Consider the following 26,054-nt stretch of genomic DNA (forward strand, 5'->3'; position numbering starts at 1 on the left):
ATCCAGTAAGTGGGTACTTCTGCTGATGACTCTAGGTATCCAGGATGGGGTCATGCAAAGGATCTGCGTTATCGGCGGAAGCCGTTACTTCGGCAAGCTCCTGGTGAAGCGCCTGCATGCGGCCGGCCACCAGGTCACGGTGATCAACCGAGGCTCGACCCCGCCGCCCGCCGGGGTCGAGCACCTCGTCGTCGACCGCAACGACGAGGCCGCCCTGAGTGCTGCGCTCGGCTCGGCCACCTTCGACGTGGTCGTCGACCAGATCTGCTACACCCCCGTGCAGGCCGCCATCGCCGCCCGCGCTTTCCGCGGCCGCACCCGGCGCTACGTCATGACCTCCACCATCGAGGTCTACGACCCGGCAACCGCCGCGCTGGCCACCGCCCCGCACGGCACACCGGTGCCGGAGGAGAGCGTGGACCCGGCCATGTGGCTGGTGGCCATGGACCTGCCGTGGCACGACGCGGCCTACCTGGAGGCGCACTACGCCGAAGGCAAGCGCCAAGCAGAGGCCGTCTTCACCCAGCACCAGGGGTTCGACTTCGCCGCCGTGCGCAGCGCCCATGTGCTCGGCGGCGGCACGGCGGAGTTCACCGGTCGACTGGCGCACTATGTCGAGCGCATCAGCCACGGCAGGGAGGTCGCCGTCCACGCCGAGGCGCTGCCAACGGTCTTCATCCACTATCAGGAACTGGCGGACCTGCTGGGGTGGGCGGCCACGGCAACCGACGCCATCGGCCCGGTCAACGCCTGCTCCGGCGGCCCGCTCGACGTGTACGAGCTGGGGGCTGTGATCGCCGCACGGGTCGGCCGGGAGCCCGTCTACCGCAGTGTCGCCGCGGGCGAGCCGGCCTCGCCGTTCTCCTTCGACCGTCACTACGCCATGAGCAACGCCCGTGCGAAGAACCTGGGCTTCTCCTTCTCCCACACCACCGACTGGCTGCCCGGCGCCGTCACCGAAGCCCTTGACGCCACCGCCGCCCCCGTCGCCTGAGGAGCAGACACCCACCATGCAGTACCGCACCATCGGACACACCACCGTCAGCGCCGTCGGCCTGGGCGCCATGCCGCTGTCCATCGAGCACCGCCCGGACGCATCACAGGCGATTGCCACCATCCATGCCGCCCTGGACGCCGGGGTCACGCTCCTCGACACGGCCGACAGCTACCACTGGCACGCCGGCGAAGCCGGTCACAACGAACTTCTCGTCGCCCGCGCCCTGGCCCGCTACGGCCGGGACACCTCTCACGTCCTCGTCGCCACCAAGGGAGGCCGCGGCCGCCCCGGCGACGGCAGCTGGACCGTCACCGCCACCCCCGCCCACCTCAAGAACGCCGCCGAAGCATCCCGTAAACGCCTGGGCGTGGAGGCCATCGGCCTGTACCAGCTGCACAAGCCGGACCCGGCCGTGCCCTGGGCGGAGTCAGTGGGCGCGCTGCGCGAGCTACTCGACGCCGGCACCATTCGCGCCGCCGGGATCTCCAACGTCACCACAGGCCAGATCCGCCAGGCCCATGCGATCCTCGGCAACGACCTCGTCTCCGTGCAGAACCAGTACTCGCCCGCCGTGCGCGACAGCGAGCCCGAGCTGCGGCTGAGTACGCAACTGGGGCTGGCCTTCCTGCCCTGGAGCCCGCTGGGCGGCATCTCCCGCAGCTCCCTCGACGGGCCGTCCGGTCCGACCTCTGCGAGCACCGCTTTCCACCGCATCGCGGCCGAGCGCGGCGCCAGCCCGCAGCAGATCGCCCTGGCCTGGCTGCTGACCCGTTCCCCGGCGGTGATCCCGGTACCGGGTGCCAGCCGCCCGGCCTCCATCCGCAGTTCCGCCAGAGCTGTCGAGCTCGAGCTCAGCGAGGAGGAGCAGGCACAGTTGGACGACGCACCGCCGCTGTCCGGTTGAGCCGGCCCATTCGTCGGCCGCGCGCGGTTCGCCGGCGTGACGCGACCGACGTCATCCGGTCAGACGAACCGTCCATCACTGTCCCTACCTTCATGGCCTTCGTGACCTACAGGCCTTCATGACCTACGTGATCTGCTCTGGTTGCGTGCTGCGCAGAGCGTAGGCGGCAGGTCTGACAGCGGGGTTGCGGCGGCGATCTCATTCCTCCAGCTAGGCCAGCCCCGCGTACGTCACGGTCCTTCCTGGACCGAGTTCGCGTGCGACGCGCTCGGCTAGTTCCTCGCCTCGGCGGGCCAGTTCCCTTCGCCGGGCGTCGTCCCTGTCCTCGTCACGTTCCTTCAAGTACAGCTCCATGTTGGCGTCGAAGTCCGCCGACCACCCGTAGAGGTCACCGATCAGCTCGTCCGACAGCCCAAGAGCAGCGGCCGGATCGTCCGGGGCGAAGTCTCCGAATCCTTCCGCACGGAGCGGAAACCACTTGTACTCGCCCACGACGACGATGCGGAGCGGATGCGGCGGGTCGCCATGTGCGTCGAGGGTCCGGTCCAGGCGCTGACATCCCCAGCACACGAACTGCGCCGCCTGGTGCTGCTCATCCCAGTAGCGCACCACCCACGCGGGTCCGAGATGCTTCGCCACCGCCTGGGCGAGCGTCAAGCCCTGCTCGACATGCTGGCGCAGCTGGGGACGGGAGGCGAACCCGCCGGGCGGGCGGGCCGTGGACCAGGAGACCAGGCCGCGCGCCACATCGTCAGCGAGATCCACGTCGGGATCATCGGCGGGCACGCTGCTGGTGAAGTCGCCGCCGTCCGCGGACAACCCGGCATACAGCTCGTACAGGGGAGACCGGTCGCCTTGGGCACGTACGAGGAGATGGCGGCGCTCGTCATCATGGTTCATGCTGGTCGCTCCTGCGCTGAAACAGTTGTCGCCCACCATGATGGCCGGGCGCGCTTCGGCTTCGCCGCCGCTACCGGAACGGCTGACGAGCGACCCACGAATCCGACCGGGAGGGCCTCCGAGCTCGGCCCGCAGCTGGCAGGACTCGTTGTCAGTGCCGGTAAGTAGGGTGACGTTCGTTCGGGAAACGAGCGGTGTGAGGCATGAGCGACAAGCTGGGGGGGGCTCCTGTGCGCAGGGATGATGCAGCGACGGGGTGGCATGGGAGCGGTGCGGGAGACGAGCCGTTCGCCGTATGCACCGATCATGTGGTGCTCGGTCTCGACGAGCATTGGCGCGAGCGGCTGGCCCGGGGACAGCGTTCCGGCGGCTTTCGGGTGCTGGGTCGCCATGTGGCGCTGCCGATCTCGGAGGACGGCCGACAGATCGAGGCGCGTATCTCCTTCATCGTTCCGGGCCGCTTGTCCCCGTCCATCTACCGAGAACAGGGGCTGGATCTCGGCCCACTGATCTGGGTGGATGCGCGGGGTGACCGGCTGCGGGAGAGCGAGGTCAGCGCGTTCGCGCGGTCGGAGGGGCAGCGGCTGGCCAGGCTGCTGATCGCGCACACCAGCCCCGCCGCCGAGCGCCTGGGCAAACCGGAGTTCTTCGTCTTCCCGGAGATCTGGCGAGCGGGTCATGGTCCGAATGTGCCGGGGCATGTGCTGGGGGCGGAACGGCTCGGGAGACCTGCCGAAGCAGGGCTCGACCGCGGTCTGAGCGAAGACTTCCTCCGTCAAGTGACCGACGGTGGCGCGCCGGTGGCGGACATCCGGTCCACGGCCAGGACCCTGGCCGGGTCAAGACTCCCCACCCAGGCGTTCTTCCGGTTCCGTGACGCGCTGGTGCGTCGCGTCGATGCCGGACACCTTCCGTACGCCGGAATGATCCCGGACGTGCGCAAGCTCGCCACGGCCGCCGGTCTGGACGCCGGCGAGGAAACGGCCGAACTCCTGCGCCGGACATTGCCCTTTGCCGTCTACGCGCTCTCGTACGGCCCTTACACCCAGGGGGTCCCCGACGGCTTCTGGAAGGACTGCCTCAAGGGCAAGGCCCTGGAATTGCTGGCGCAACACGCTCCGGCGGTCGCGCAGGTGCTGGCGGCGCACACCATGCTGTACGGCGACCGGGACGTGTGGTGGCAGATCCTGGAGCGAACGGGCACGCTGTCCGCGCTGACGGAGACCGAGAACCCGATCCTGCCCGTGGGCATGCCCGCGCGCTGGCTCAGCGCATGCCTCCAGCACTGGTCGAACGCGTTCCCGACGGAGTTGCCGGAGCTGATCCACCGCATGGCGGCACGGCTCGTCGCCGACGCTGTGCCCGTGGAGCCCGGCACCAGCAGCGGGAAGTGGTCCACGATGTCGTTGGACGTCATCGACCACCTGCTCTCCCTCCACATCCCGGTGGCCGATCCGTCCCCTCGGCTCGGCGAGCGCTCCTACGACCGGCTGGTCGTCGGCGGTCGGGACCTCTCCGCGTTCTTCGCCGATCCGCGTTTCCACCGGGAATTCCGGGCGTGGCTCGCGGACAGGCTGTCGACCTCGCACGGCCTGATGGATTCCCGGGAAGGGCGGGGCAGTCTGCCTGACGTGCTCGACCATCCGCGTGGGCTCGCCGTGCTGGCCGAATGGTTCATGGCGCGGGCCACGGAGGCGGAGTCCGGCACCCTGCAACGCCTGAGCGAGCTGCTCGGCCGACTGCGGCCGGTCCGGGCGGCGGCCGCGAGGCCGCTCTGCATCGGGGCGGCCCGCCGCATCGCCCTCATCGACACCGCAGGGAAACTCGCTGACGCGCTGCGTGGCCGTATGCCGGAGGGCGGCGCCGCACTCGACACGGCCGCCGTCGCCACGCTGCTGGACGGCACCGACCCCAGCCACACGGACGCGGACACCCGACGCCGCATCGCCGAAGCGCTGCCTGAGCTACCCGCTGCCGCCCTGGACGGCGCGGTCCGCGATGTCCTCCTTGCCTCGTCCTGCCGTCTGGCACAGCGCAAGCTGGCCGAGATCGCAGGTGCGGAACCGTCCCCGCCGGAGGCGCCCAAGCCCGTCGTCGTCGGCCCGTTCACGCGACTCGCCGCCCAGCTGACCGCCCTTGTCGACCGCAAGCCATGGGGTGGGGACTGGGGTCGGCCCACGGCCACGTTGAGCGGCTTCCTCTACGGCCTGCCCCAGCAGGTGCAACATCCCCACCGCCTACCGGGGCTCCTGCTCCATGCGGCCGCGCCGGGCATCGACTCGCGGCGCCACACGATCCTGGCCGACGCGGTGCACGACTATGCGGCCGGCCCCTACACGGACCCGACCGGTCGGTGGCGGATCACCTACGCAACCCTCCCTCACGAGACTCCCAACCCGTGGCTGACCGGTGGGTTCGCCGTCCGTACGGAGTCGTCCGTCGCCGTCTTCCTCGAAACGCCCTACCGGGGAGCCTCCCGGCCCGTGCTGGAGTACGCCCCGGACGGCCGGTTCCCGGTGGACGGGCCGATGGCCGCGGGCGGTGCCGAGCATCGTGCGGAGCGGTTCCCGCCACCGCTCCGGGACCACGCCTGGCTGGAGCGGTTCGTCGCGCTGCTCCGCGAACGCGGCGCCCCGCCGGCCCGTCCCGAACTCGCCGTTGCCTTCGCCGAACGCACCGGCCTCACCCGCTGCGAGGCGGCCAAGCTGCTGACCGGCCGTCCGGTGACGGATCTCAGTTACGGCTCCGTGGGTGGCTGGCCCCGCTACTGGAAGTCGTTCGACGAGGGAGAACTCGCCGCCTGGGACCTGGGCAAGGGCTCCGTCGTCGGCGACGATCTCCTCGCCGGGCTCTCCGAAAAGCACCGCACCACCCTCTTCGAGCGGCTGCTTCCCGACGACCCCGAGCGGTTGTGGACGCATGGCCCCGACGTGGAGCGCGGCGCGCTCTGGTGGGAGGGAACATTCGGCCGACTGCCGCACGTCCCGGAAGACCTTCTGTACCGCGCCGACGAGGAGTTCATCGCGCCCGACACCACCGTCGCCCCCGTCCGGCAGGAGCGCCCGGGTGCCACCAAGCACCCGTATCGGCCTCGCGTCGGGCCGGCCGTGCTCGCTCGTACCGTCGCCCGAGGCACTGATCTGCTCACCGACGACCTCTCCGGGCTGCTCGCCGCGCCGGTGCCGACCGCGGCGGCGCGGATGGCCGCCTGGCTTGCCTACCGCACGCCCGCCGGGCATCCGCTGCGCCCGGCCATCGGGGCTGCCTGCGCCCGGATGCATGCGGCGGTGTGCGAAGGCGAGAGCCGCAAGGTGCCGGTCGAGGTCTTCGCCGTGCCGCGCTCGTACAGCCTTGAGCTAATCAACCTCAAGGGTCTGGAAGGCGTGTCCGTCGAAGCCGACCCGCTGGGCCATTCCCTCGACAGGGTCCACGTACGACCGGGAGCGCTGCTCACCGCGGAAGGCCGGTACGGCCCCGCAAGCGGCGTCCTCGACGCGCTGGACGACTATCTCGATCTGCCCGAGCGGGCCCGGTGGTATCCCGGACCGGGCGGACTGCCGGCGGTGGTGGACCTACGGATGCTGCTGGCAGGGGGCTTCGCCGCACTGGCCGAGCATCTGGCCGCGGACGCCGCTCGCACAGCCGGCTGGGAGCAGGACCCGCGCCGTTCCGTTCCCGATCTGGTCGCGGAAGCCGCCGGAGAACTGCAGCTCTCCGAGGACGCCGCCGCGCTCTATCTCATGTTGGCGGCCCTGCCGGACCCCACGGACAAGAACGTGCGGGAGTGGACCGGCTGGAAGCCACCCCGGCTCAAGGCGCTGCAGGACGCACTCCCCGGAGCTGCCGGCCTGGTCGTGCGCGCCAAGCGAGCCCGGGCCGGACGCTCACTGTTCCTTCCGGGCGCGTGGGTCGCGTTGAAGAAACCACGACTCCCGCTGGAGGCAATCAAGCTGCCGCTGTTGCCGGCGGCCGCGGAGGGGCGTTCGGCCGCCCATGCCGCCGTCGTGCCGCACGTACCCGTCCCGCAGCTGTTCACCCAAGCGTGGCAGCGGTTCCGCCCTGGGGCCCACTGACCGCGTGTTCACAGCTCGGTGGAGGGAAAATGACGCGACAGCGCCCGGCCCACCCGGCAAAGTGGTCGCCCGTGACGAGCAGTGACGTGACGAGCAGTGAGCTGTGGAACCGTGCGACCGCCGACCGCTACGACACCGAGGAGAGCGAGATGTCCTCGGCCGCCGTTCTCGGACCGACTCTCGCCTTTCTCGCCGAACTCGCCGGCGACGGCCGGGCGTTGGAGTTCGCCATCGGAACCGGACGCGTGGGCGTCCCCCTCCGGGAGCGCGGCGTGCCGGTCGTCGGCATCGAGCTGTCCGAGCACATGGCAGCAGTCCTGCGCCGCAAGATCGACCAGGACACGCTCCCGGTCACCCTCGGAGACATGGCCACCACCACCGTCCCCGGCGAGTTCACCCTGGTCTACCTCGTCTACAACACGATCACGAACCTGCTCACACAGGACGAACAGGTCGAATGCTTCCGCAACGCCGCACGCCATCTGGCGCCCGGCGGCCGATTCGTCATCGAACTGGGCGTGCCGCCGCTGCGGTTCCTGCCGCCCGGGCAGGTCGCGGTGCCGTTCGACGTCTCCGAGCGGCATCTCGGCTTCGACACCTTCGACCTGGTCGAGCAGATCCTCGTCTCCCACCACCTCACCCGCGACGGCGACGACGGCCGCTACCGCCGCGGCCACTCCCGGCACCGGTACGCCTGGCCGGCGGAGCTCGACCTCATGGCACGGATCGCGGGACTCGATCTGGAACGCCGCGTCGCGGACTGGGACGGGGCGCCCTTCACCCAGGACTCCACGAAACACATCTCCGTGTGGCGCAAACCGGCCTGAGGCGGCCGGGCACCGGCCTGGGGCGTCGCACTCCGCCCGATCGGGTGGCTCAAGGCCGGTGTTGGCGCGGGCGTCTCGGCCCTGGAGAGCGAGCGGATAGGTTGAGCGGGATCAGGTCGCCGAAAGCGGTGCAAACGAGGCCGAATCTCCGGCCCTCACAGTCCAGTCGCAGTCCAGTCGCAGCAGGGAGTGCCACCACCGGCATGGACGTTCTCTTCCTCACGAGCGTGGCGGTGGTCGTCGCCGACCCGCCGGTGAGCCGCAAGTTGTTCATCGAAACTCTTGACCTCCCGCTGGAGGGGGAAGGCAACGGCTACTACTCCAGCGGGAACGTCGCCGGCAGCAAGCACTTCGGCCTGTGGCCGCTCTCCGAGGCAGCCGAGGCATGCTTCGGCACGGCCCAGTGGCCCACCGACCGGGTGGTCCCGCAGGCATCGATCGAGTTCGAGGTGGCGAACGCGGAAGCGGTCACAGCCGCCGGTGCCGAGCTTCAGCGCGCGGGCTTCGAGCTGGTGCACCAGGCCCGCACCGAGCCGTGGGGCCAGACGGTGGCCAGACTTCTCACGGCGGACGGCCTGATCGTCGGGATCTCCTATGCCCCCTCCTTGCACGAATCGCAGGGCGACCAGCACCCCGGGTGAGCCCCTCGCGCCGGTCTGCTGACCAAAGCGTTTTGACGATCAGTTTTTCGGCCCGTGCAGAGTGTGTGGCGAGGCGTACAAGCCCGGTGAGAGACTGCGTTGGCGGTCCGCCGAGCTGGGCGGGGTACCTGGGGGCAAGATGAAGGACTGGATACCCTTTTTCCAGAGTTTGATCTGGCCGATCGTGGTGCTGGCCCTCGCGTTCAAGTTCCGCGCCGGGTTGGGCAGACTCATCGAGGCGATCAACAGCCGGGTCGAGGGCGGCGACTCCTTCGAGGCCGGGGCATCGGGGATAAAGCTCGGACCCTCGTCCCCGCAGACGCCGGTCGGTGTCGAGCCCCAGCCGGGCGCGCAGCCCGTTCCTCAAGTGCCGCCGCCGCTTGCCGAACCGGCCGAGGCCCCGCCCGATGCCGCTCCCAGCGTTCACCTGGTTCACAGCGCGCAGCGCGACAGCGCAGTCGACCGCAACGGCTACCTGTACTTCCGGCTCCGCATTGCCCTTGAGGGCGACACGGATTCCGATCTCGACCGTGTCGACAAGGTCGTCTACCACCTGCACCCGACGTTCCGGGACCCCGACCGCGTCGTCACAAATCGCTCGACCGGCTTCGAGCTCACCACGGCGGCCTGGGGGACGTTCAACCTGACGGCCGACGTCTATGTGAAGGGCAGCAGCGAGCCCACCCGACTGGAGCGGTATCTGAATTTCTGACCGCGACCCGTTTCCTCGGGACGCGAACCCGAGGTCCGGGGCCGTGTTCTCGTCGGGACGGAAAGCCGGTCGCACGGAACGCCGCAGAACCAAATTGCGTCGACAGGCAGGCGCGCGATCGCGAGAATCCGGGCCATGTCTCTCCTCGAACGAGCCGGCGCGGAACTCACGATCTGTTACCCGGGTCCGGCGGCGAACCGGTGAGCGGCGCCGTGCTCCCCGTGCTGTGGCTCTGCGGCCCGCCGGGAGTCGGGAAGACCACGGTCGCCTGGGCGTTGTACTCCGATCTCGCACAGGCCGGGATCGAGACCGCATTCGTCGACATCGACCAGTTGGGCATCTGCTACCCCGAGCCCGCGGCGGATCCGGGTCGGCATCGTATGAAGGCACGCAATCTCGATGCGGTGGTGGCCGGTTTCCGGGCGGCCGGCACACGGTGTCTCATCGTCTCCGGCGTCGTCGATTCCGGACAGGGAGTGCTCATCGACCAGATGCCGCAAGCCGCGGTGACGGTGTGCCGACTGCGCGCTGACCGGGATGTGCTGCGGCAGCGGTTCACCGACCGCGGAGGGCCTGCCGAGCTCATCGACGAGGTGTTGCGTGAAGCCGACTCCTTGGATGCCGGCACCTTCGCACATGCCTGCGTCGACACCAGCGATCTGACGGTGAACGAAGTGGCACGGCGCGTCAGGGAACGAACCTGCGGGTGGCCCACCCTTGCTCCGGGCGGGTCGGTCGACACACTCGCGTCGACCGCGGTCGCAGCGGACCGCGCCCCGGACCTGAGCCGCACCTCGGCACGGGTGTCGCCGGGCGTCGAGGGACCTGTTCTGTGGCTGTGCGGCGCTACCGGTGTCGGCAAGTCGACGGTCGGCTTCGAGGTCTACCGCAGGGTGCTGCGCGCCGGAATCACCGCGGCATATCTCGACCTCGACCAGCTCGGTTTCTGCCGCCCCGTTCCGGGCGGTGATCCCGGCAATCACCGTGCCAAGGCCCGCAACCTTTCTGCTGTGTGGCGGAGTTACCGTGCTGCCGGAGCCCAGTGCTTGATCACGACCGGCCCGGTGGAAGACCGGTCCGAGGTCACGGCGTACGCCGATGCGCTGCCTGCGGCGGAGCTCACGCTGTGCCGACTGCACGCCGGACGGGAGCAGCTGACACAGCGCGTCATGCTCCGTGGCAGGGGCGGCAGTTGGGCGCAGCCGGGCGACCCGCTGCGAGGGCAGTCCACCCCGCAACTTCTCCGTATCGCCGACCATGCGGTGGCATCGGCCGCCGCCCTGGAAGATGCCGGCATCGGTGAGGTGCGCATCGACACCGATGGGCACACCGTCGAGCAGGTAGCCGACGCGGTCCTCGCCGATGTCGCCCTGCCGGGGCTGAGCACCTCGTGAATTCTTCCCGCAGCCGTCAGGAGGGCGGGGTTTTCGGGCAGTTGACGGGGAGGACGGGACGACGGTGGTCGCCGCCGGCCCGTCGTTGACCGCAGGTGCACGGCCGGGGGGGGAGCCGGGCCGGTCGCCGCGCGCGCCGGTCCTGCTCCCCCGGCCGCGGCGCGGTGCCGCTCCCCCGGCCGCGCGCCGGTCACCGTCCGAGTGACGAACGGCACGGAGAGGTAGGGGAGTTCATTCCCCAGGGGCCAGGGCCCGGGCGAGCACCCGAGCCGCGTCCGCGATCAGTGCGTTGTCCACGGTCGCGTCCCGGGCGGGCTTGGACGACAGCACGACCAGGACGATCGGCGTCTTCTCGGTCGTCCAGGCGACGCCGATGTCGTTGGCACTGGCGTAGTCGCCGGTGCCCGTCTTGTCCGCGACGATCCAGTCACCCGGCAGCCCGGCACGGAACCGTTCGCCGCTGGTGGTGTTGCCCTTCAGCCAGGTGACGAGGTGCCTGCGGCCCGCCTCGTCCAGCGCCCGGCCCAGCGTCACCCGTTCCAGGCTCCGGCCGATGGCCTGGGGCGTGGTCGTGTCACGGGGGTCGCCGGGGACGGCGGCGTTCAGGTCGGTCTCCCAGCGGTCGAGTCGGCTCACCGGATCGCCGATCGACCGGAAGAAGTCGGTGAGGCCGCCGGGGCCGCCGGTCTGCCGCAGCAGGAGGTTTCCCGCGGCGTTGTCGCTGTAGCGGATCGCGGCCGCGCACAGGGCGCCCACCGTCATGCCGGTGTCCACGTGCTGTTCGGTGATCGGCGAGTTGGGCAGAATGTCCCGAGCCGGGTAGTGGATCACCTTGTCCAGCGGCGCACAGCGGCCGTGTTCACGCAGGACGGCAGCAGCGGCGAACGTCTTGAACGTCGAGCACATCGCGAACCGCTCCCCCGCCCGGTGGGCCACGACCCGGCCGTTGCGGACGTTGCGGGCGAACACGCCGAGGCGCGCGCCGTACTGCCTCTCCAGGTCCCGCAGGGTAGCCTCGGTACCGCGCGGTCCGGGGGCGGCAGAGGCGTGGGGAGGCACGACGGCCGGCAGGATCGCGGCCGTCGACAGGGCAAGGCCGGCCTTGAACACGCCGCGCCGCGGCAGGGGTGTGGGGGTTGCACTGGTCATGGGCACAGGTCTCCCGGGTGGTTCGTCGTCAACAACTGGCGTATCCGTCGCGGGCCCTCGACGAGGGACAGCGAAACAGCCGGAGGCCACCCATGTCCAAGAGTGAACATTGAGCGCGTCATAACTTATTGATATGAAAGCTGAATGGACCTCCTAGCGCACCTCGAGGCGTACGTCGCAGCCGTCGACGAGGCGAGCTTCTCGCGTGCCGCCGACCGCCTCGGCATCGCCCAACCGCTGCTGAGCCGACGCATCAAGACCCTTGAGGAGCATTACGGCGGGCTGCTGTTCGACCGCTCGCGGCGCCAGGTCACGACCACCGACTTCGGCGTCCTTCTGCTGCCGTACGCCCAAGACGTCCTGGACCGCGCGGAGCGGCTGTGGCAGATCGCCGAATCGGCCCGCTGCTCGGCGGTACGTACCGTGGCGGTGCCCGCGGCCTGCCATCCCGCCGCGCTGGCCCGGATCATCCGCGCCGGCACCGAGCACGGCATTCCGCTCGGCGTACGTGAACTGCCGCCGGGCGAGCGGGAGTCCGGTCTGGCCGACGGTTCCCTGGCCTATGCGTTGCTGCGCGTCGCCCCTGAGGACGCCGCGCTGCGCGTACCCCTCGGCCTGGCCACCGCGACACCCTCCGGCACGCTCGACGATGCGCCTCCGGCACCGGCCGGGGCCCGGCACCCGCGCCCCCGCGCGGTCCATCTGGAGGACCTACGACCCCGACGCGACCGCGGCGCACCGAGCGCGCTGCCGATCCTCACCACGGCGGAGGATTGCGTCCCCCACGGCCAGGACCGGCTGAGCCGGGCGGCCGCCCGCTCCGGGCTGCCGGTAGGGCGCATCCGCCCGGCCGGAGCGATCGCCGGGGCGCTTGCGGAGATGCTCGCCGGCCGGGTGGCGCTGCTGTGTTCCGAGCCCTTCGCGCGGCGGCACGGGGCGAGTTGGGCCCCGCTCGCCGACACCTCGCTCCACCGGGGGTACGACCCCGGCACGACCCGCCGCCAGCCGAACGTGGCGCGCATGCCGGACTGGCTGGTCGCCCTGTTGGCATCCGCGGTCGGCGCCACGCCGACCGCGGCGCCGGTCACCGCAGCGTCCCGGGCCGCGGACCACGACGCCCCGTCCCGTCTGGCGGCCCGCGGATGAGCCGGGCCCGCGCGAACCGGCCGTCGTGCGTCGCCTCCGACCTCGCGCTCCTCGACGTCTCCGAGGCCATCGCCGCCGACTGGGCGGCCCTGGGCGTTCACGGTTCGTTCCTCGCCCGCAGCATCGACACCGGAGAACAACTCGGCTTCGACGTTCACGACGCCATACCGCTCGCCTCGGTGGTCAAGGTCCCCCTCGCCCTGGTCGTCCTGCACCACATCGCGACCGGGACGCTGGACGCGGCTCGCCCCGTGACGGTCGACCCGGCCACCGGCAGCGTCGGCCCCACCGGACTGGCGGCCTTCCGCCACCCGGCCACCGTGGCCGTCGGTGACCTGGTCTACCTGATGCTCTCGGTGAGCGACAACGCCAGCGGCGACGCCCTGTTCGACCTCGTCCCCGTCGAGGAGGTCGACGTCCAGCTGCGCACCTGGGGTTGTACCGACGTACGGGTACGACACCGGCTCGACCACATGTACCGCTGTGCCGCCGGCGCCGCCGGGAACGACTTCTCCCTCGCGCAGGAGCTGGCAATCCGGGACGACCACACCGGGCGGCACACCATCGAGACGCTCGATCCGGCACACGCCAACACCGGCACCGCCGACGCACTCGTCGACCTGTTGCAGCGCGTGTGGCGCGACGACATCGCCCATCCCGCCGCTACCGCCGAACTCCGCCGACTGATGGGACTACAGGTCTTCACCCACCGCCTGGCCGGCGAACTGCGGGCCGACACCCTCCGCGTGAGCGGCAAGACCGGGACCTTCCTCCACCTACGGCACGAGATCGGCGTGGTGGAGGCCGAATCCGGCCACCGGGTGGCCATCGCCGCGCTCACCCGCTCCGACCGCCGGGCCAACCTGGCTCCGGACATCGACCTCGCCATCGGCACCGCCGCCCGACTGGCCTTCGAGGCCCTGCGGCGCTGAGGCCCACCCGCCCGTGAGGGCTGAGGCCCACCCGCCCATCAGGTGGGCCGAGAACCGCTTGACGGGAGACCGCTCTCGTCCAGCTGAGACGAGCGACGGAAGTCCGCGGCCGCGGCGGCTGAGGATCAGGGACGGTCCAGGCCCCACGTCTGCAGGGCATAGGGCCGCCCCTTCTCCTCCCCCTTTATCAGCGGCACGTCGAGCAGACTGAAGCCCGTTCGGGTGGCCACAGCGACGCTGGCGTCGTTTTCGGCCTCCAGCTCCAAGATCACGCGCTCCACGCCCAGTTGCTCGAAGGCATACCCGGCCATCACCCGCACAGCCCGCGCCGCCAACCCCTGCCCGCGATGCGCCGGGCCAACCGCGTAGCCGAGCTCAGTGCCCTCGGGGGCGCGCCGCAGCATCACCTCACCGAGCGGTGCGCCACCGTCGACGGTGATGGCGAGCAGGATGGCCGTGCCCTCCGCCCGCAGCTGCCGATCCCGCTCCAGCCGTGTGCGGGCGGCAGCTTCGTCGAAAGGGGAGACGATCGGCGTCCAGTACGCGATGTCGGGGTGGTCGAACAGCTCCGGCATCGCGGCCAGGTCCGCCTCCGTCCAGTCACGCAGCACGAGACCCTCCCCCGCGAGCTCGATCCGCGCGGGAAAGGATGACGTGGTGCTGCTCATGCTGGGTGACCTCCCTGGCCTGTTCAGGACGAGGCAGAATAACCGGAGCAGTCATCGACCGGACCTGGACCCCGCCCCCGGGGAGGTCCTCGCCTCCTCCCTCTGCCACCACATGGCGGTGGCCTACTCGCGTGGTGAGGACCTGGAAGTCCCCCATGCCTCCTGCCCGCCGGATGACCGCTCTGCCGCAGTGAGCCGGATCAGGCGGTGATCGAGTGCCGGCACGCAGCCGCGTTCACCGATGAGCGGCCAGCACTGCCGCGAGGCCCTCTTGTAGATCTCTGACGAAATACTCGGGGACCTCCAGCGACGGGAAATGTCCCCCGGCTTCGGCCGACCTCCATCGGACGATGTGCCGGTACCGCTCCTGTGCCCAGGGGCGCGGGCACTTCTCGATATCGTGCGGATACACAATGATTGCCGACGGGACGTCGACCCGAAGTTCGGGGTCGAGCGCGAGGTGGCTCTCGTAGTAGATGCGGGCCGACGACGCACCGGTCCGCGTCAGCCAGTACAGGGTGACGTTGTCCAGAACCCTGTCCATGGAAATCGTCTCGAACGGGCTGTCTTCGGTATCCGTCCACTCGGCGAACTTGTCCAGGATCCAGGCGAGAAGCCCGACTGGTGAGTCGACGAGCGAGTAACCGATGGTCTGCGGTCGGGTCGCCTGTTGCTTCGCGAACGCCGCGCGGCCGCTGTCCCAGAAATCGCGGGTTTCCTCGGTCCATGTGCGCTCGGCCGCCGTCAGCCCGTCCGTTGACAAACCGGGCGGTGCCTGCGCGGTCGTTGTGTGGATGCCGAGAACGTGCGCCGGGAACCTGCCGCCGAGGACCGTGGTGATCGGACCTCCCCAGTCGCCGCCGTGGGCTACGAACTTGCTGTAGCCAAGCCTTCCCATCAGCTCCACCCATGCGGCCGCGATCTTTTCGAGTCCCCACCCGGCGGTGGCCGGTTTGTCGCTGTAGCCGAAGCCGGGCAACGACGGGACCACGACGTGGAACGCCGGCGCGTCCGCATCCTTCGGATCTGCCAGCTCGTCCACTACGTCGATGAACTCAGCAATGCTGCCCGGCCAGCCGTGCGTCATGACCAGAGGAGTGGCATCTGCGCGCGCGGATCGGCGGTGCAGGAAGTGGATTCCCAGACCATCGATGGTCGTGCGGAACTGGCCGATCTGGTTGAGGCGCTTTTCGAACGACCGCCAGTCGTACTCAGTGCGCCAGTAGTTCACGACATCGACGAGATCGGCGAGAGGAACGCCCTGTTCCCATCGGCGAGGGTCGGGCGCGGCGCGGTAGACCGTCTCGGCCTCCGGGAGTCGCGCCGCAGCCAGTCGCGCGCGCAGGTCGTCGAGGTCAGCGTCAGTTGCGTGGGCTTCGAATGCTTGCACATCGCTGGTCGGACGGGGCATGGGACCTCCTGGCCGTCGCGGAACCGGCTGCGACCTATTGTGAACCGGCTAAGACGGTTCTAGCAGTCCCCTGAGCCACGCCGCAACCGGCTAAGGTGGTTCCATGCGTGCTGGGTTCCCTGACTTCCGCCTCGGTAATGTGCTGGCGACGAGCTTCACAGGGACGCTGTCGGAGCGTCATGGCACCGCTGTGGAGCGCATTCCCACGCCGCAGCGACTCGTCGACTGGCTGGCAGTGAACGGCCTCGCCGTGGACTCCTGCACCACCGCCCAGCTCGGCCTCGCCCGGGAACTGAGGGAGTCGATTCACGCCGCCGCAACAGCGGCCGCGATCCAGGAGGCTCTCCCTGCGTCCGCTGTCCACGTCATCAATGACCGCAGCGCTCAGGGCCGGGCCGCGGCCATCCTCACGCCCGAGGGCAAGCGGCGATGGCGGCTCAGCTCGGCTTCCTGCGTGGAAGACGCCCTCAGCGTGATCGCCGCCGACGCGATCAGCATCATCGCGGGCGAACGAGACGGAAAACTGGCCTTGTGCGCCTCACCAACCTGCCAAGCCGCCTTCTTCGACACCAGCCAAAGCCGCACCCGCAAATGGTGCGACATGAACACGTGCGGGAATCGTCAGAAGAAAGCGCGCTTCCATGCCAACCAGCGCAAAAACACCAGATCAGCGGAGTGATCGCTGTCCGGATGGCACGAGTTGCGCGAGATCATTTCGCCTCCCTGTCGGGGCGATCTCCGAGCAAACCCACGCAGAGGACTACGAGTTGACGTCGCGTGAGCGATCTCGTTGCGCCACGATGTAGGGGACTCGGTTCTGCATGGCCGGAGCCTCAGCGGAACCTACGCCCAGGGGCCGCTCCGCCACGGGCCGCAAGCGAAATCTTGAACGCGCATGGCAATCGATACGGGGAATACACAGTGACGACCAAGGCGATACAGCCGCCGAACACCGCAGTGACCGACCATAACGCCTCTGCCCCATACCGCTGTTTTCCATCAGCGGAGTTGAAGCAGAACCTGGCAGCACACTCCGAGGAACAGCTCAAGCTGTTTCTGGAGTCCTGGGAGGATCTGCCCGTCGACTCCTACATGAAGGACGGGGCGGACTACCGTCGTCGACGGTATGGATCCTTCCATTGGACAGCCGGAAAACTCGTGGCAGATCCGGCGGGTGTTTTCCATCAGACGCAGGAGGTCAACTCCCTGCACGGCGGGGTGGACCGGGCCTTCCCTCCATTGTCGGACAGCGTGCTGGAATCCGGAGTGCTGGACACCCTCATCCACTTCTTCATGGCGCGTCTTCCCGGCGAGTTCGACCCCGTCACCAGCGGTGTCGGAGTGCACCAGATCCGTATCACAGCGACGCGCGACGCCGACCGCCTCCCGGCCCCTGAGGGAGTCCACGAAGACGGCCACCACTTCGTGGCCCAGGTCCTGATGCGCCGCACCGACATCGACGGCGGCGAGTCGCAGATCTTCGACCGGAACCGCAGGCCGATCTACCGCACCACACTGCGCGAGGCGTTCGAGTCCATCGTGATCGACGACCGCCGGGTCTTCCACGGCGTCTCCGCGATACGCCCGGTGGACGGGGTGCGCCAGGGCATCCGCGACATGCTGCTGATCGACTACTTCCCCGTTCAGGGCCATCACGCCGGCGCCTGACGAGCCGCACTTCGCCACTTCGGCCCCAGCAGTCGTACGGCAGGGGCCGAAGTGGCCAAGACCGGCTATGGCGCACGTCTGATGACGGGCGGTGAGACCACAGCCGCTCTGCAAGATCACCGGTAATGCGCTGGACGACCGGACCCGCAAACGCCTGTACTGTCGGCGGTAGAGCTGCGGCCTGGAGCGAAGGCGGCAAGGCTGCCGAAGGTGTGAGGTTCCCGTGGAGCGGTATGAGATCGAGACGTTCCTGACCCTGGCCGAAGAGCTCCACTTCACACGCACTGCTGAACGTCTCCTCGTCTCGCCGGGCCGGGTCAGCCAAACGATCAAGAAGCTGGAACGTCGCATAGGCGGCGCGTTGTTCGAACGCAGCAACCGTCGCGTGGCCCTCACCCCGGTCGGGCGACAACTCCACGCCGAGCTGCTCCCCGCCTACCATCAAGTCCAGCAGGCCGTCGCCCATGCGTCAGCGGCCTGCCGGGGCCTCAGCGGTGTGCTGCGCGTCGGCTTTTCCGGACCGTGGAGCGGCGACCTCATCCTCCTGGCCGCGGAGGAGTTCCACGCCCGCCATCCTCGCTGCACTGTCGAGATCCAGGAGGCGACGTTCACTCCCGCCTTCACGGCATTGCGGGACGGCGACCTCGACATGCTGGTCAAAGAACTTCCCGCAGACGGGCCCGAGTTCGCCGTGGGTCCGGTGCTCTTTTCGGATCGCCGTGCCCTCGCAGTGCCCGTCACGCACGAGCTTGCGGCTCGGGAAACAGTCTCGCAGGAGGACCTCGCCCTCGTGCCGCTGATCACGCCCGCCGGTGCGTCTCAGACCTTTCTCGATGCCCACTACCCGCGCCGCACACCGGGCGGCCGACCCGTCCCTCACGGCCCGACTGCCGTCGCCTGGTCGGAAATGCTGGCGCTGGTAGGGGCAGGCAAAGGAGCTACTCCGGTCAACGCCATGGCAGCGGAGTACCACGGCCGGCCGGACGTCGTCCATCTGCGTTTCGACGATGCACCGTCCGTCGAACACGTGCCGATGTGGCTGAAAGGCAGCGAGACAGCCGAGCTCCAAACATTCGTCCGCGTCCTCCACGAGTTCGCCCCCGGCCGATGATGTGGACCTCCGGTCAGGCGGTATACCCGACACACTGCCCGGCTCACGTCTCCGCGTCCCGGCGCCCGGCCCGCGGCAGCGTGAGCGTCGCGCCGGTAGTCAGTACGAGTCCGGCCGCGGCGATCAGCATGCTCCCCCGCATGCCGGCCAGGAAGGTGTCGGCTCCCGCCAGCAGTGCTCCGAAGACGGCTACCGCGATCGCGCCGCCGACCTGGCGGCCGGTGTTGAGCACCGCGGCCGCGGTGCCTGCCCGGTCCGCGGGTACGGCGTCCAGCAGCATCGCGGTCAGTGCCGGCACCGTCAGCGCCCCGCCGAGGCCGACCGGCACCATCAGCGCCGCCACCACCCACACGGGGGTGTGCGCCCCGACGGTGAGCAGCGCCAGCAGCCCGGCCGCTCCGAGCAGTTGTCCGGCGATCATCGGCACCCGTGGGCCGAAGAGTGCGGCGAGTTGGGCCGAGGCCAGGTTGACGACGGCGACCAGTGCCGTCATCGGGATGAACATCAGGCCCGCGTGCAGGGCGGACTGTCCGCGCTCCTGCTGGAGGTAGAGGCTGAAGAGGAACACCCCGCCGTAGTAGGCGGCGTTGAGCATGAAGCCGACGACCAAGGACACCGCCACCACCCGTGAGCGGAACAGCGCCAGCGGGAGCATGGGGTGTGCGCCCTTGGCCTGTGCGGCCAGGAAGGCGGCCGCCGCGGCCGCGGCCACCAGCAGCGACACCACCACGGCCGGCCGGCCGTAGCCCTGGTCGCCGCCCTCGATCACGCCGTAGGTCAGCGCGCCCATCGTGACCACCGCCGTCACCTGCCCGATCCCGTCGAGGCGGGCGGGCAGCTGTGGGGAGGCGGGCACGCGGGTGAGCAGGGCCAGCGCCAGTAGGCCCGCCGGGAGGTTGACGAAGAAGATCCACCGCCACCCCACGGAAGCCGAGAGCGCCCCGCCGAGCACCGGCCCGGCCGCCACCGCGACCGCGCCGCCCACGGTCCACACGGCGATGGCCCGGGCCCGCTTGGCCTGGTCGGGGAAGCCCTGACGGACCAGCGCCAGCGACGCGGGCATCATCACCGCGGCTGCGGCCCCCTGCACCAGCCGGGCCGCCACCAGCACGCCGAGGTGGGGCGCGAGGCCGCACGCGGCCGAGGCCAGCGCGAAAAGCACCAGGCCGCCGCCGTAGGCCTGGCGGGCCCCAATGCGGTCGGACAGGGCGCCCGCGGAGAGCATCAGGGCGGCGAAGAGCAGCGTGTAGCCGTCCACCACCCATTGCAGGCCGGACATGCCGCCACCCAGGCTGCGGCCGATGTCGGGCAGCGCGACGGTGACGATCAACGCGTCCAGCGAGATGAGGAAGAAACCCAGCAGGGCGGCGCCGAGCACCGTGCGGGATCCGCCCCGCGCCGCCTCCGGAGCCGCGTCCACGGCGTCGGAGACGGGGGCGGACTCAAGCGGTGATTTCACGAGAGCACTCCTGAGACATTTTCGGCGGTGCGCAGCCGCGACGGAAGGTCAGGAGCCGCCGCTGACCGGTCGACTGGCAGCGGGGCGCACCCTGGCGCGATGAAGCGGGCGGACGCCGGCCGGCGAGGTCCCACCGGCGCAACGGCACGTACGGTCAGCCGGCTGCCTGTGCGGGCAGGTCCTTGTTGCCGTCGCCCCACGTCGCCGTCATCACCACGGAGTCGATCAGCCATCGACCGCCGACCCGTGCCAGTTCCCAGCGGTAGTCGCCGCCGAGCGTCCACAGCGGAGCCCCATGGGCAGTGGCGAGGCGGTGGGTGGCCTGAAAGGAGGCCGTGCACACGGCGCGGTCGCCGTCGACCTGGACCAGCTGGTTGGCGATCAGGTGCTGGGTGGCGTCATAGCCGCTGAGCGTCGCCGCCCAGGCGCCGACGATCTGCTCAGGGGTGAGCTGGACGGGTTCGCCGCCGTTGAGGCTGGTGTAGTCGAGGAGCACCTTATCGGCGAACAGACCGCGCAGCAGGTCCCATTCACGGCGGTCGGCGTGCACGGCCATCCGGGTGCAGGTCTCGGCAACCTCGATCCTGGTCTCGGCCGGGGACGACGCGACGGGCTCAAGGGACTCGGACATGGTGAGGCGATCTCCTATCAGGGGTGGCGTGGGGGTACCCGGAGGGCGTGGGGTGTTCACAAGGTGCGGGCGAAGTGCTCGGCGGCCGCGTCCGCGGCGAAGGTGACCTGGGGTGCCTGGTCGTAGAAGTCGAACTGGGTGCCTTCGGTCCACAGGAAGTTCTTGGGACCTGCGAGATTGTCGTGGAAGCGGCGGGCGCCGTCCGGGATGGCGGCGTCCTCGCTGTGCACGAGCAGCACGGGCGCGGTCACCTGCGGCGCGATCGCGACGGCATCGAAGCCCAGCCACCCGGTCCAGGCCATGACGGCGAACCGGTTGGGCCACTGCTCAATCCCGCCGCGCTCCTCGTTCAGGTAGAAATCGATAGCGAAAGGCATGGCCGCGTCCGGGTCACTGCCGCTGACCACCGGCACGTAGGTGACCTCTCCGGTTTCCTCGTACCTGCGCCGGGCTTCGGCCGCCGCGGCCTTCTTCGCCTCGATGCCCTCCGGGCCGCCGTAGTTCTCCTCGCAGATACGACGGTCGTGCAGCCACGGCGCCACCAGCGCAAGCGACCGCACCCTTGGGTCCTCGGCGGCGAATGCGCTCACGTACATCGCTCCGGCGCACACGCCCAGCACGCCCAACTGCCCGTCGCCCACCGCCGGATGCGCGGTCAGGTAATCGGCCGCCGCCCGCAGGTCGTGGACCTTCAGCTCCGGCGACTCGCAATCGCGCGGCTCACCGGCCGACTCGCCGTATCCGGTGAAGTCGAAGGACAGGGCGGCATAGCCGCGCCGAGCGAGTTCCTCGGCGTACCGGTCGGCCATCTGCTCCTTGACGCTCGTCCAGGTTCCGGCGACCACGACGCCCTGCACCGGAGTGGCGTCGTCTCCGCCCGCGGTGTCGGGAAGAAAGAGGTGACCGGCGAGCTTTACCGTGTCACGGGCAAAACTGACCTCTTCGCGTAGGGGCATGTCGGGCTCCTTGCAAGTAGGAGGGGCACGGCATGCGACGGTCGACCGCCGCGCCGGGCAGCTGGGCAGGCCAGCGCCTGCGCCCAGCGTGTGCATGGACGGGCAGCTCGGCTCGCTCGCTGCCCCCCGACACGTTGGCAGCTCACGCCTTGGTCCGACAACGTCCAACAATTCAAGGCACGTTGAGCGTGGCTAAATCAGCCGGTGGCCGGGGGCAGACGAGACGGCGCCGGCCACCTGCCGCCCGCCCCCACGACAGCGTCAGCCTGAAACAGACGCCATGGGAATGTTCTAACTCGCCGACGGGTCCGATGAGTTGATGTGCCTGTCAGGAGGCGTAGGGAAGCATCTGACGTGATTGCCCGTCTGGTTCCACGGCCAGGGCGTTGGCGAGGCCGCAGACGAGACGGTAGTAGCCGACCAGGACGAGGGTCTCGGTGACGGCCTGGGCGCCGCAGAGTTGGTGCGCCCGCCGGATGGTGTCGCCGGTGCAGGTGGCGTCCTGGAGGAGTTCACGGCCTGCGGCCAGGAGCGCGGCTTCTTGTGGCGAGAAGGGGCCCGGTAGCGGCTTCTGCTGTCGGATGAAGGAGGCTTGCTCGCTGGTGATGCCCGCGGCCTGGCCGAGCGGGATGTGGGCCTGGGTCACGTAGGCGGATGCGGTGCTGGTCGCGGTGTCGAGTATCAGCAGTTCGCGTTGGCGTGGGGTGAGGTTGAGCCGGCCGAGGCCGGCGAGTCCGAGGCTGATGAGGCCGTCGGCGTAGGCGGGAGCATTGCCGAAGGCGCGGAACAGGTTGAGCGGCGGCACTGTTTTCAGCGGCTCGGGGAGGTCCTCGGGGCGCGGGTAGGGCAGGCGCACGGCGGTCACCACCCGCTCGCGGGAAGGTCGGCGAAGGCCGACCGCAGGCTGGTGATACGGGTGCTGAGGGCCCAGGGGACCTCGGCAGGGTCCACGTGCACCTCGATGAGGAAGGGGCCGTCGGATTCCAGCGCCTCGCTGAGGGCTTCGGTGAAGGATTCCAGGTCTGCCGCGGTGCGGGCTTGGGCGCCGAGTCCGCGGGCTATGGCTGCGGTGTCGATGGGGCGGTCGAACATCGAGCGGGAGCCGTGGCCGTAGATGCTGTCCTGGATGTTGAGGACCATGGCGTTGCCGCCGTTGTTGAGCACGACCCAGATGACGGGAAGGCCGAGTTCGGCCGCGGTGTGCAGTTCCATCCCGCTCATCGCGAAAGCGGCGTCGCCGGTGACCGCTACGACGGTGCGGTCCGGGTGGGCGAGCTTGCCGCCGATGGCGGACCCGGTGCTGCATCCCATGGACGCGACGTTGAAGGAGAAGTGGATCTGCCCGCCGGGGCGGGACCGGTAGTGCTGGCCGACCCAGCTCAGGCAGTTGCCGTTGTCGGTATAAAGAACGGTGTTCTCCGGCAGCCGCTCGCTCATCCGGCTCACGACGGCCGACGCGGAGAGGACCGCGTGGTCCTTCTTCTGCAGGGCGGATGCCGGAACGCGCGCCAGGAGCCGGTCCTGTGCCGCGGTGAGCACACCATCACGGACACGCGGCGTGGTGGGAGCATCCGCCAGTTCGGCCAGCAGCGCGCGCAGTACGGTGTCGGCGTCCCCTGCGATGGGCTGGTCGAGGTCGCAGCCGGCGCCCAGGCGCAGCGGGTCGACGTCGATCTGGACCACCTGGCGTCCCGTCACCAGCCGGGAGTCGAAGGCGTTGGCGGCCGCCTCCCCCAGCCCGCTGCCGATGACCAGCAGCAGGTCCACTTCGGGGGAGAGCAGATAGTCGAACGCGGCGGGGCCGCCGCCGAGCCCGAACACTCCCAGTGCCCATGGGTGGTCTTCGGGGAAGACGCCCTTGCCTTTCAGCGTGGTCGCCACCGGTATGCCCGCGCTCTGGGCAAGCTGTTGCAGCGAGCCGGCCGCGCCGGACACCTTCGCTCCCTGCCCGGCAAGGATGACGGGCCGCCGCGACCGTCGAAGCTTCTGCGCGAGCAACTCCACCGCAGCCGGATCCGGTGCGGTGGACGCCGCGCGGTAGGGCAGGGGTAGGGAGGCGTCGGGCACGGGGCTGTTCATCATGTCGGAGCTCACGCTCAGATGGGCTGCGCCGGGACGCCCGCTCCAGATGGTCCGCATCAAGTGGCGGAACAGCCACGGCAACTGGCCGGGATGGGCGAGCCGTGTCGACAGCTTGGTCGCGGTCCGGAACATCTCCACGGTATCGACCGACCAGTTCCCGCCGCTGCTGTCCTGCAGTCCACTCCGGCCGGACGCCGAAGCCACGGTCTGCGCGGTGATCAGCAGCAGCGGCATCGCGTCGCTCGTCGCGCTGGCGACGCCGGTCAGGGCGTGCATCGCGCCCGGTCCCGTCGTCGCACACACGACCGCCAGCCGGCCACTCGCCTGCGCGTACCCGTCCGCCATGAAGGCCGCCGCTTCCTCATGCCGGGCCAGGACCAACCTCAGCCCCGGGGAGTTCTCCAACTCCTCATAGAACGACAGCAGCGGTCCGCCGGGGACGCCGAAGACGTACTCCACTCCCTGGGCACACAACGCGTCCACCAGCCAGCTGGACACCGACAACACTTTCCCCGCCCCACCGCATCGCCCACCGGGCGTCAGACTCGACGTCACGCACCCCACCTCCCCCGGCAGATCCCGGTGTTCAAAACGGTGATCACATCCACAACAGGCTCCCTCGTAGTGCTTCGTCAGGACGGTTTGGGCGTGTGGTTTGGGCGTGTGGCTTGGGCGTGTGGCTTGGGCGTGTGGCTTGGGCGTGTGGCTTGGGCGTGTGGCTTGGGCGTGTGGTTTGGGCGTGTGGCTTGGAGTGGTGCATGCTGTCGCTCGTACGTCTCGGGCGGGTTGACCAACTGCTGGCGGATCTGGACGAGTTCGTGGCCGAGGTGCTCCCGTCGACACAGCGCAGGAACCGGCGCGGGTGGTGCCATCTCCCTCCACACCGGCGGCCACGTGCCCTCGCAGCTGCCGTAGCCGCCAGGACAGCAACGGGTCACTTCAGGCCAACAATCAGCAGCAAGTAGTTCCGCTTCTACGACACTCGAAGCGACCCGACCTGGCAACACCCGGTCCAGGGCGCACGGAATCGAGACAACACACTCAGGCAGTCCCACACATGACAGGGGCGTGTCTCCCGCGGGCCTACGCCGACCGCGCTTCCGTACGCCGCGCAGCGCAGGACGAAGCGTCGCACCCGCCCGCCCAGCCCCCACATACCGCGCCATAGCAGTACGGGAGGCATCGAGACCGGCCATCGCGCCCCATCGATGCCTCAGGGGCCATGACATCGGTGAAAGCAGGCGCGTCGCCGGCCTGCCCGAGACGTGTTTCCGCTACGACACCGGCTTCAGTGTGGCCGAGTGGTGCATCCGGTAGCGGCCGGGGGAGGTCCCGTACTCCCGCTTGAACGCCTTGGCGAAGGCGAACTCCGATGTGTAGCCCGTCTGTTGCGCGACCACGCGGAGCGGTTGGTCGCCCGCGCGCAGCAGGTGTCCGGCGAGGGTGAGCCGCCACCAGGTCAGATAGCCCAGCGGCGGCTCGCCGACGAAGGCGGTGAACCGCTTCGCGAATGCCGCGCGCGACAGGCCCGCCACCGTGCCCAGCTCCTCCACCGTCCAGGGACGGGCCGGGTCGTGGTGGATCGCACTGAGCGCCTGTCCGATCGCCGGATCACGCAGGGCCGCCGCCCAGCCGGTGGTGTGCTTGGCGTGTTGGTCGTACCAGGCCCGCAGGATGTACAGCAGCGCGGTGTCGAGCAGCCCGCTTGTGGCGGCGGCCGCGCCGGGCCGGGCTTCCTCCGTCTCGCTGCGGAGGAGGTCCAGTACCCCGCCCAACGGCCGCCCGGAGGTTGCCAGCCGGATCAGGCCCGGCAGGCAGGTCAGCAGCGGATGCGGGCGGGCCCGGTTCAGCTGGTAGGCGCCGCAGAGCATCAGCGTCCCGGATGCTTCGGATGCTGCCGACGCTCCAGGTGTTCCGGGCGCTGCCGCACCGGGTGTTCCGGGTACCGCCGCGTCAAGTGTCGCGGGCGCTCCACCGTCCGCCGCCTCCGGGCCGATCTGCCAGGAGCCGTCCAGGATCTGGCGCACCTCGTCCAGCGGGGTGCCGGGGTCGTCGGCCAGTCCGTACCCGACGCCGTGTACGAAGACGAGGTCGCCGGCAGTGAGCCGGATCGGAGAGCCGCCGTCCTCGGGCAGCACCCAGCAGGAGCCCTCCAGCACCGCATGGAACCCGACCCCGGTCGAAGCCGGGAAGCGGAGTCCCCACGCGCCCTGCCGCAGCCTGCGGGCGGCGTGCGGTCGACCGGCGCGCATCGCGGTGATCGCGTCGCTGAGTACGTCCATGCGGCGAGCCTACCTGCGAAGACGGACGCACATGATCGCGAGACGGCAGGGCATGGGCGACCGGACGCGATCTTCGTACGGTAAATCCATCGGGCGGCAGGGCGACCTGAC

Annotated in this window: 22 protein-coding genes; 12 read left to right on the forward strand and 10 right to left on the reverse strand. The window is 69.9% G+C overall.

The genetic code is table 11. The annotated features are described in order from the left end of the window. Positions 1 to 52 precede the first annotated feature (52 nt). Together B1H19_RS04360 and B1H19_RS04365 are read left to right on the forward strand one after the other, a co-directional pair. Positions 53 to 994, forward strand: coding sequence for an NAD-dependent epimerase/dehydratase family protein (locus B1H19_RS04360; protein WP_083103160.1), 942 nt, complete (start codon positions 53 to 55; stop codon positions 992 to 994). 16 nt (positions 995 to 1,010) lie between these two features. Continuing rightward, positions 1,011 to 1,901: an aldo/keto reductase gene (locus B1H19_RS04365; protein ID WP_083103163.1), complete on the forward strand. Its 891-nt coding sequence runs from the start codon at positions 1,011 to 1,013 to the stop codon at positions 1,899 to 1,901. 210 nt (positions 1,902 to 2,111) lie between these two features. Here B1H19_RS04365 and B1H19_RS04370 read toward each other — a convergent pair whose 3' ends face one another. Then, positions 2,112 to 2,801: a hypothetical protein gene (locus tag B1H19_RS04370; protein WP_083103166.1), complete on the reverse strand. Its 690-nt coding sequence runs from the start codon at positions 2,799 to 2,801 to the stop codon at positions 2,112 to 2,114. Between the two features lie 308 nt (positions 2,802 to 3,109). Between B1H19_RS04370 and B1H19_RS04375 the strand changes: the two genes are divergently transcribed. From B1H19_RS04375 to B1H19_RS04395, 5 genes are all read left to right on the forward strand, one after another. Beyond that, the gene (locus tag B1H19_RS04375) at positions 3,110 to 6,874 is read left to right on the forward strand and encodes a hypothetical protein (RefSeq protein WP_083103168.1); all 3,765 of its coding nucleotides are present in this window, start codon (positions 3,110 to 3,112) and stop codon (positions 6,872 to 6,874) included. An 86-nt stretch (positions 6,875 to 6,960) separates the two neighbouring features. Further along, positions 6,961 to 7,701: a class I SAM-dependent DNA methyltransferase gene (locus B1H19_RS04380; protein ID WP_083103171.1), complete on the forward strand. Its 741-nt coding sequence runs from the start codon at positions 6,961 to 6,963 to the stop codon at positions 7,699 to 7,701. A 203-nt stretch (positions 7,702 to 7,904) separates the two neighbouring features. After that, the gene (locus B1H19_RS04385) at positions 7,905 to 8,342 is read left to right on the forward strand and encodes a VOC family protein (protein ID WP_083103174.1); all 438 of its coding nucleotides are present in this window, start codon (positions 7,905 to 7,907) and stop codon (positions 8,340 to 8,342) included. Positions 8,343 to 8,481: 139 nt separating this feature from the next. Continuing rightward, positions 8,482 to 9,054: a pYEATS domain-containing protein gene (locus B1H19_RS04390; RefSeq protein WP_083103177.1), complete on the forward strand. Its 573-nt coding sequence runs from the start codon at positions 8,482 to 8,484 to the stop codon at positions 9,052 to 9,054. A 200-nt stretch (positions 9,055 to 9,254) separates the two neighbouring features. Continuing rightward, a complete protein-coding gene (locus tag B1H19_RS04395; RefSeq protein ID WP_083103180.1) occupies positions 9,255 to 10,448 on the forward strand; it encodes an AAA family ATPase in 1,194 nt (397 codons plus the stop codon). A 231-nt stretch (positions 10,449 to 10,679) separates the two neighbouring features. Here B1H19_RS04395 and bla read toward each other — a convergent pair whose 3' ends face one another. After that, positions 10,680 to 11,597, reverse strand: coding sequence for a class A beta-lactamase (gene bla / locus B1H19_RS04400; protein WP_083103182.1), 918 nt, complete (start codon positions 11,595 to 11,597; stop codon positions 10,680 to 10,682). A gap of 144 nt (positions 11,598 to 11,741) precedes the next feature. Between bla and B1H19_RS04405 the strand changes: the two genes are divergently transcribed. Next, positions 11,742 to 12,743 (forward strand): LysR family transcriptional regulator, encoded by a 1,002-nt coding sequence (locus tag B1H19_RS04405; protein ID WP_083103185.1) that lies wholly within the window; start codon positions 11,742 to 11,744, stop codon positions 12,741 to 12,743. Next, positions 12,740 to 13,675: a serine hydrolase gene (locus tag B1H19_RS04410; RefSeq protein ID WP_083103187.1), complete on the forward strand. Its 936-nt coding sequence runs from the start codon at positions 12,740 to 12,742 to the stop codon at positions 13,673 to 13,675. Before B1H19_RS04405 ends, B1H19_RS04410 begins: the two co-directional genes overlap by 4 nt. Before the next feature lie 125 nt (positions 13,676 to 13,800). Here the strand turns inward: B1H19_RS04410 and B1H19_RS04415 are convergent, their stop codons facing one another. Further along, the gene (locus B1H19_RS04415) at positions 13,801 to 14,343 is read right to left on the reverse strand and encodes a GNAT family N-acetyltransferase (protein WP_083103190.1); all 543 of its coding nucleotides are present in this window, start codon (positions 14,341 to 14,343) and stop codon (positions 13,801 to 13,803) included. Positions 14,344 to 14,578: 235 nt separating this feature from the next. Continuing rightward, positions 14,579 to 15,754, reverse strand: a complete 1,176-nt coding sequence (locus tag B1H19_RS04425; protein WP_083103195.1) for an epoxide hydrolase family protein — start codon at positions 15,752 to 15,754, stop codon at positions 14,579 to 14,581. A 103-nt stretch (positions 15,755 to 15,857) separates the two neighbouring features. Between B1H19_RS04425 and B1H19_RS04430 the strand changes: the two genes are divergently transcribed. The 3 genes from B1H19_RS04430 to B1H19_RS04440 all read left to right on the forward strand — a co-directional run bounded on the left by B1H19_RS04430 (position 15,858) and on the right by B1H19_RS04440 (position 18,533). Beyond that, positions 15,858 to 16,433, forward strand: a complete 576-nt coding sequence (locus B1H19_RS04430; protein WP_083103197.1) for a CGNR zinc finger domain-containing protein — start codon at positions 15,858 to 15,860, stop codon at positions 16,431 to 16,433. Positions 16,434 to 16,762: 329 nt separating this feature from the next. After that, positions 16,763 to 17,422 carry a 2OG-Fe dioxygenase family protein gene (locus tag B1H19_RS04435; protein WP_237289119.1) on the forward strand — a complete coding sequence of 220 codons (660 nt, stop codon included), beginning with the start codon at positions 16,763 to 16,765 and terminating at the stop codon, positions 17,420 to 17,422. Positions 17,423 to 17,645: 223 nt separating this feature from the next. Next, positions 17,646 to 18,533 carry a LysR family transcriptional regulator gene (locus B1H19_RS04440; protein WP_083103202.1) on the forward strand — a complete coding sequence of 296 codons (888 nt, stop codon included), beginning with the start codon at positions 17,646 to 17,648 and terminating at the stop codon, positions 18,531 to 18,533. 43 nt (positions 18,534 to 18,576) lie between these two features. Here the strand turns inward: B1H19_RS04440 and B1H19_RS04445 are convergent, their stop codons facing one another. From B1H19_RS04445 to B1H19_RS04470, 6 genes are all read right to left on the reverse strand, one after another. Beyond that, a complete protein-coding gene (locus tag B1H19_RS04445; protein WP_237289754.1) occupies positions 18,577 to 19,953 on the reverse strand; it encodes an MFS transporter in 1,377 nt (458 codons plus the stop codon). Positions 19,954 to 20,146: 193 nt separating this feature from the next. Next, complete coding sequence (locus B1H19_RS04450; protein ID WP_083103208.1) at positions 20,147 to 20,623, reverse strand: nuclear transport factor 2 family protein; 477 nt, start codon at positions 20,621 to 20,623, stop codon at positions 20,147 to 20,149. 56 nt (positions 20,624 to 20,679) lie between these two features. Continuing rightward, positions 20,680 to 21,579: an alpha/beta hydrolase gene (locus tag B1H19_RS04455; protein WP_083103210.1), complete on the reverse strand. Its 900-nt coding sequence runs from the start codon at positions 21,577 to 21,579 to the stop codon at positions 20,680 to 20,682. A 328-nt stretch (positions 21,580 to 21,907) separates the two neighbouring features. Continuing rightward, positions 21,908 to 22,435 (reverse strand): carboxymuconolactone decarboxylase family protein, encoded by a 528-nt coding sequence (locus B1H19_RS04460; protein ID WP_159027986.1) that lies wholly within the window; start codon positions 22,433 to 22,435, stop codon positions 21,908 to 21,910. A 5-nt stretch (positions 22,436 to 22,440) separates the two neighbouring features. Next, entirely contained in the window at positions 22,441 to 24,159 is a 1,719-nt protein-coding gene (locus B1H19_RS04465; protein WP_159027987.1) for a thiamine pyrophosphate-binding protein, read from the reverse strand. Between the two features lie 776 nt (positions 24,160 to 24,935). Next, complete coding sequence (locus B1H19_RS04470) at positions 24,936 to 25,943, reverse strand: AraC family transcriptional regulator (protein ID WP_083103218.1); 1,008 nt, start codon at positions 25,941 to 25,943, stop codon at positions 24,936 to 24,938. Positions 25,944 to 26,054: the final 111 nt, after the last annotated feature.

Origin of the sequence: Streptomyces gilvosporeus (assembly GCF_002082195.1) — a bacterium.
Taxonomy (GTDB): Bacteria; Actinomycetota; Actinomycetes; order Streptomycetales; family Streptomycetaceae; genus Streptomyces; species Streptomyces gilvosporeus.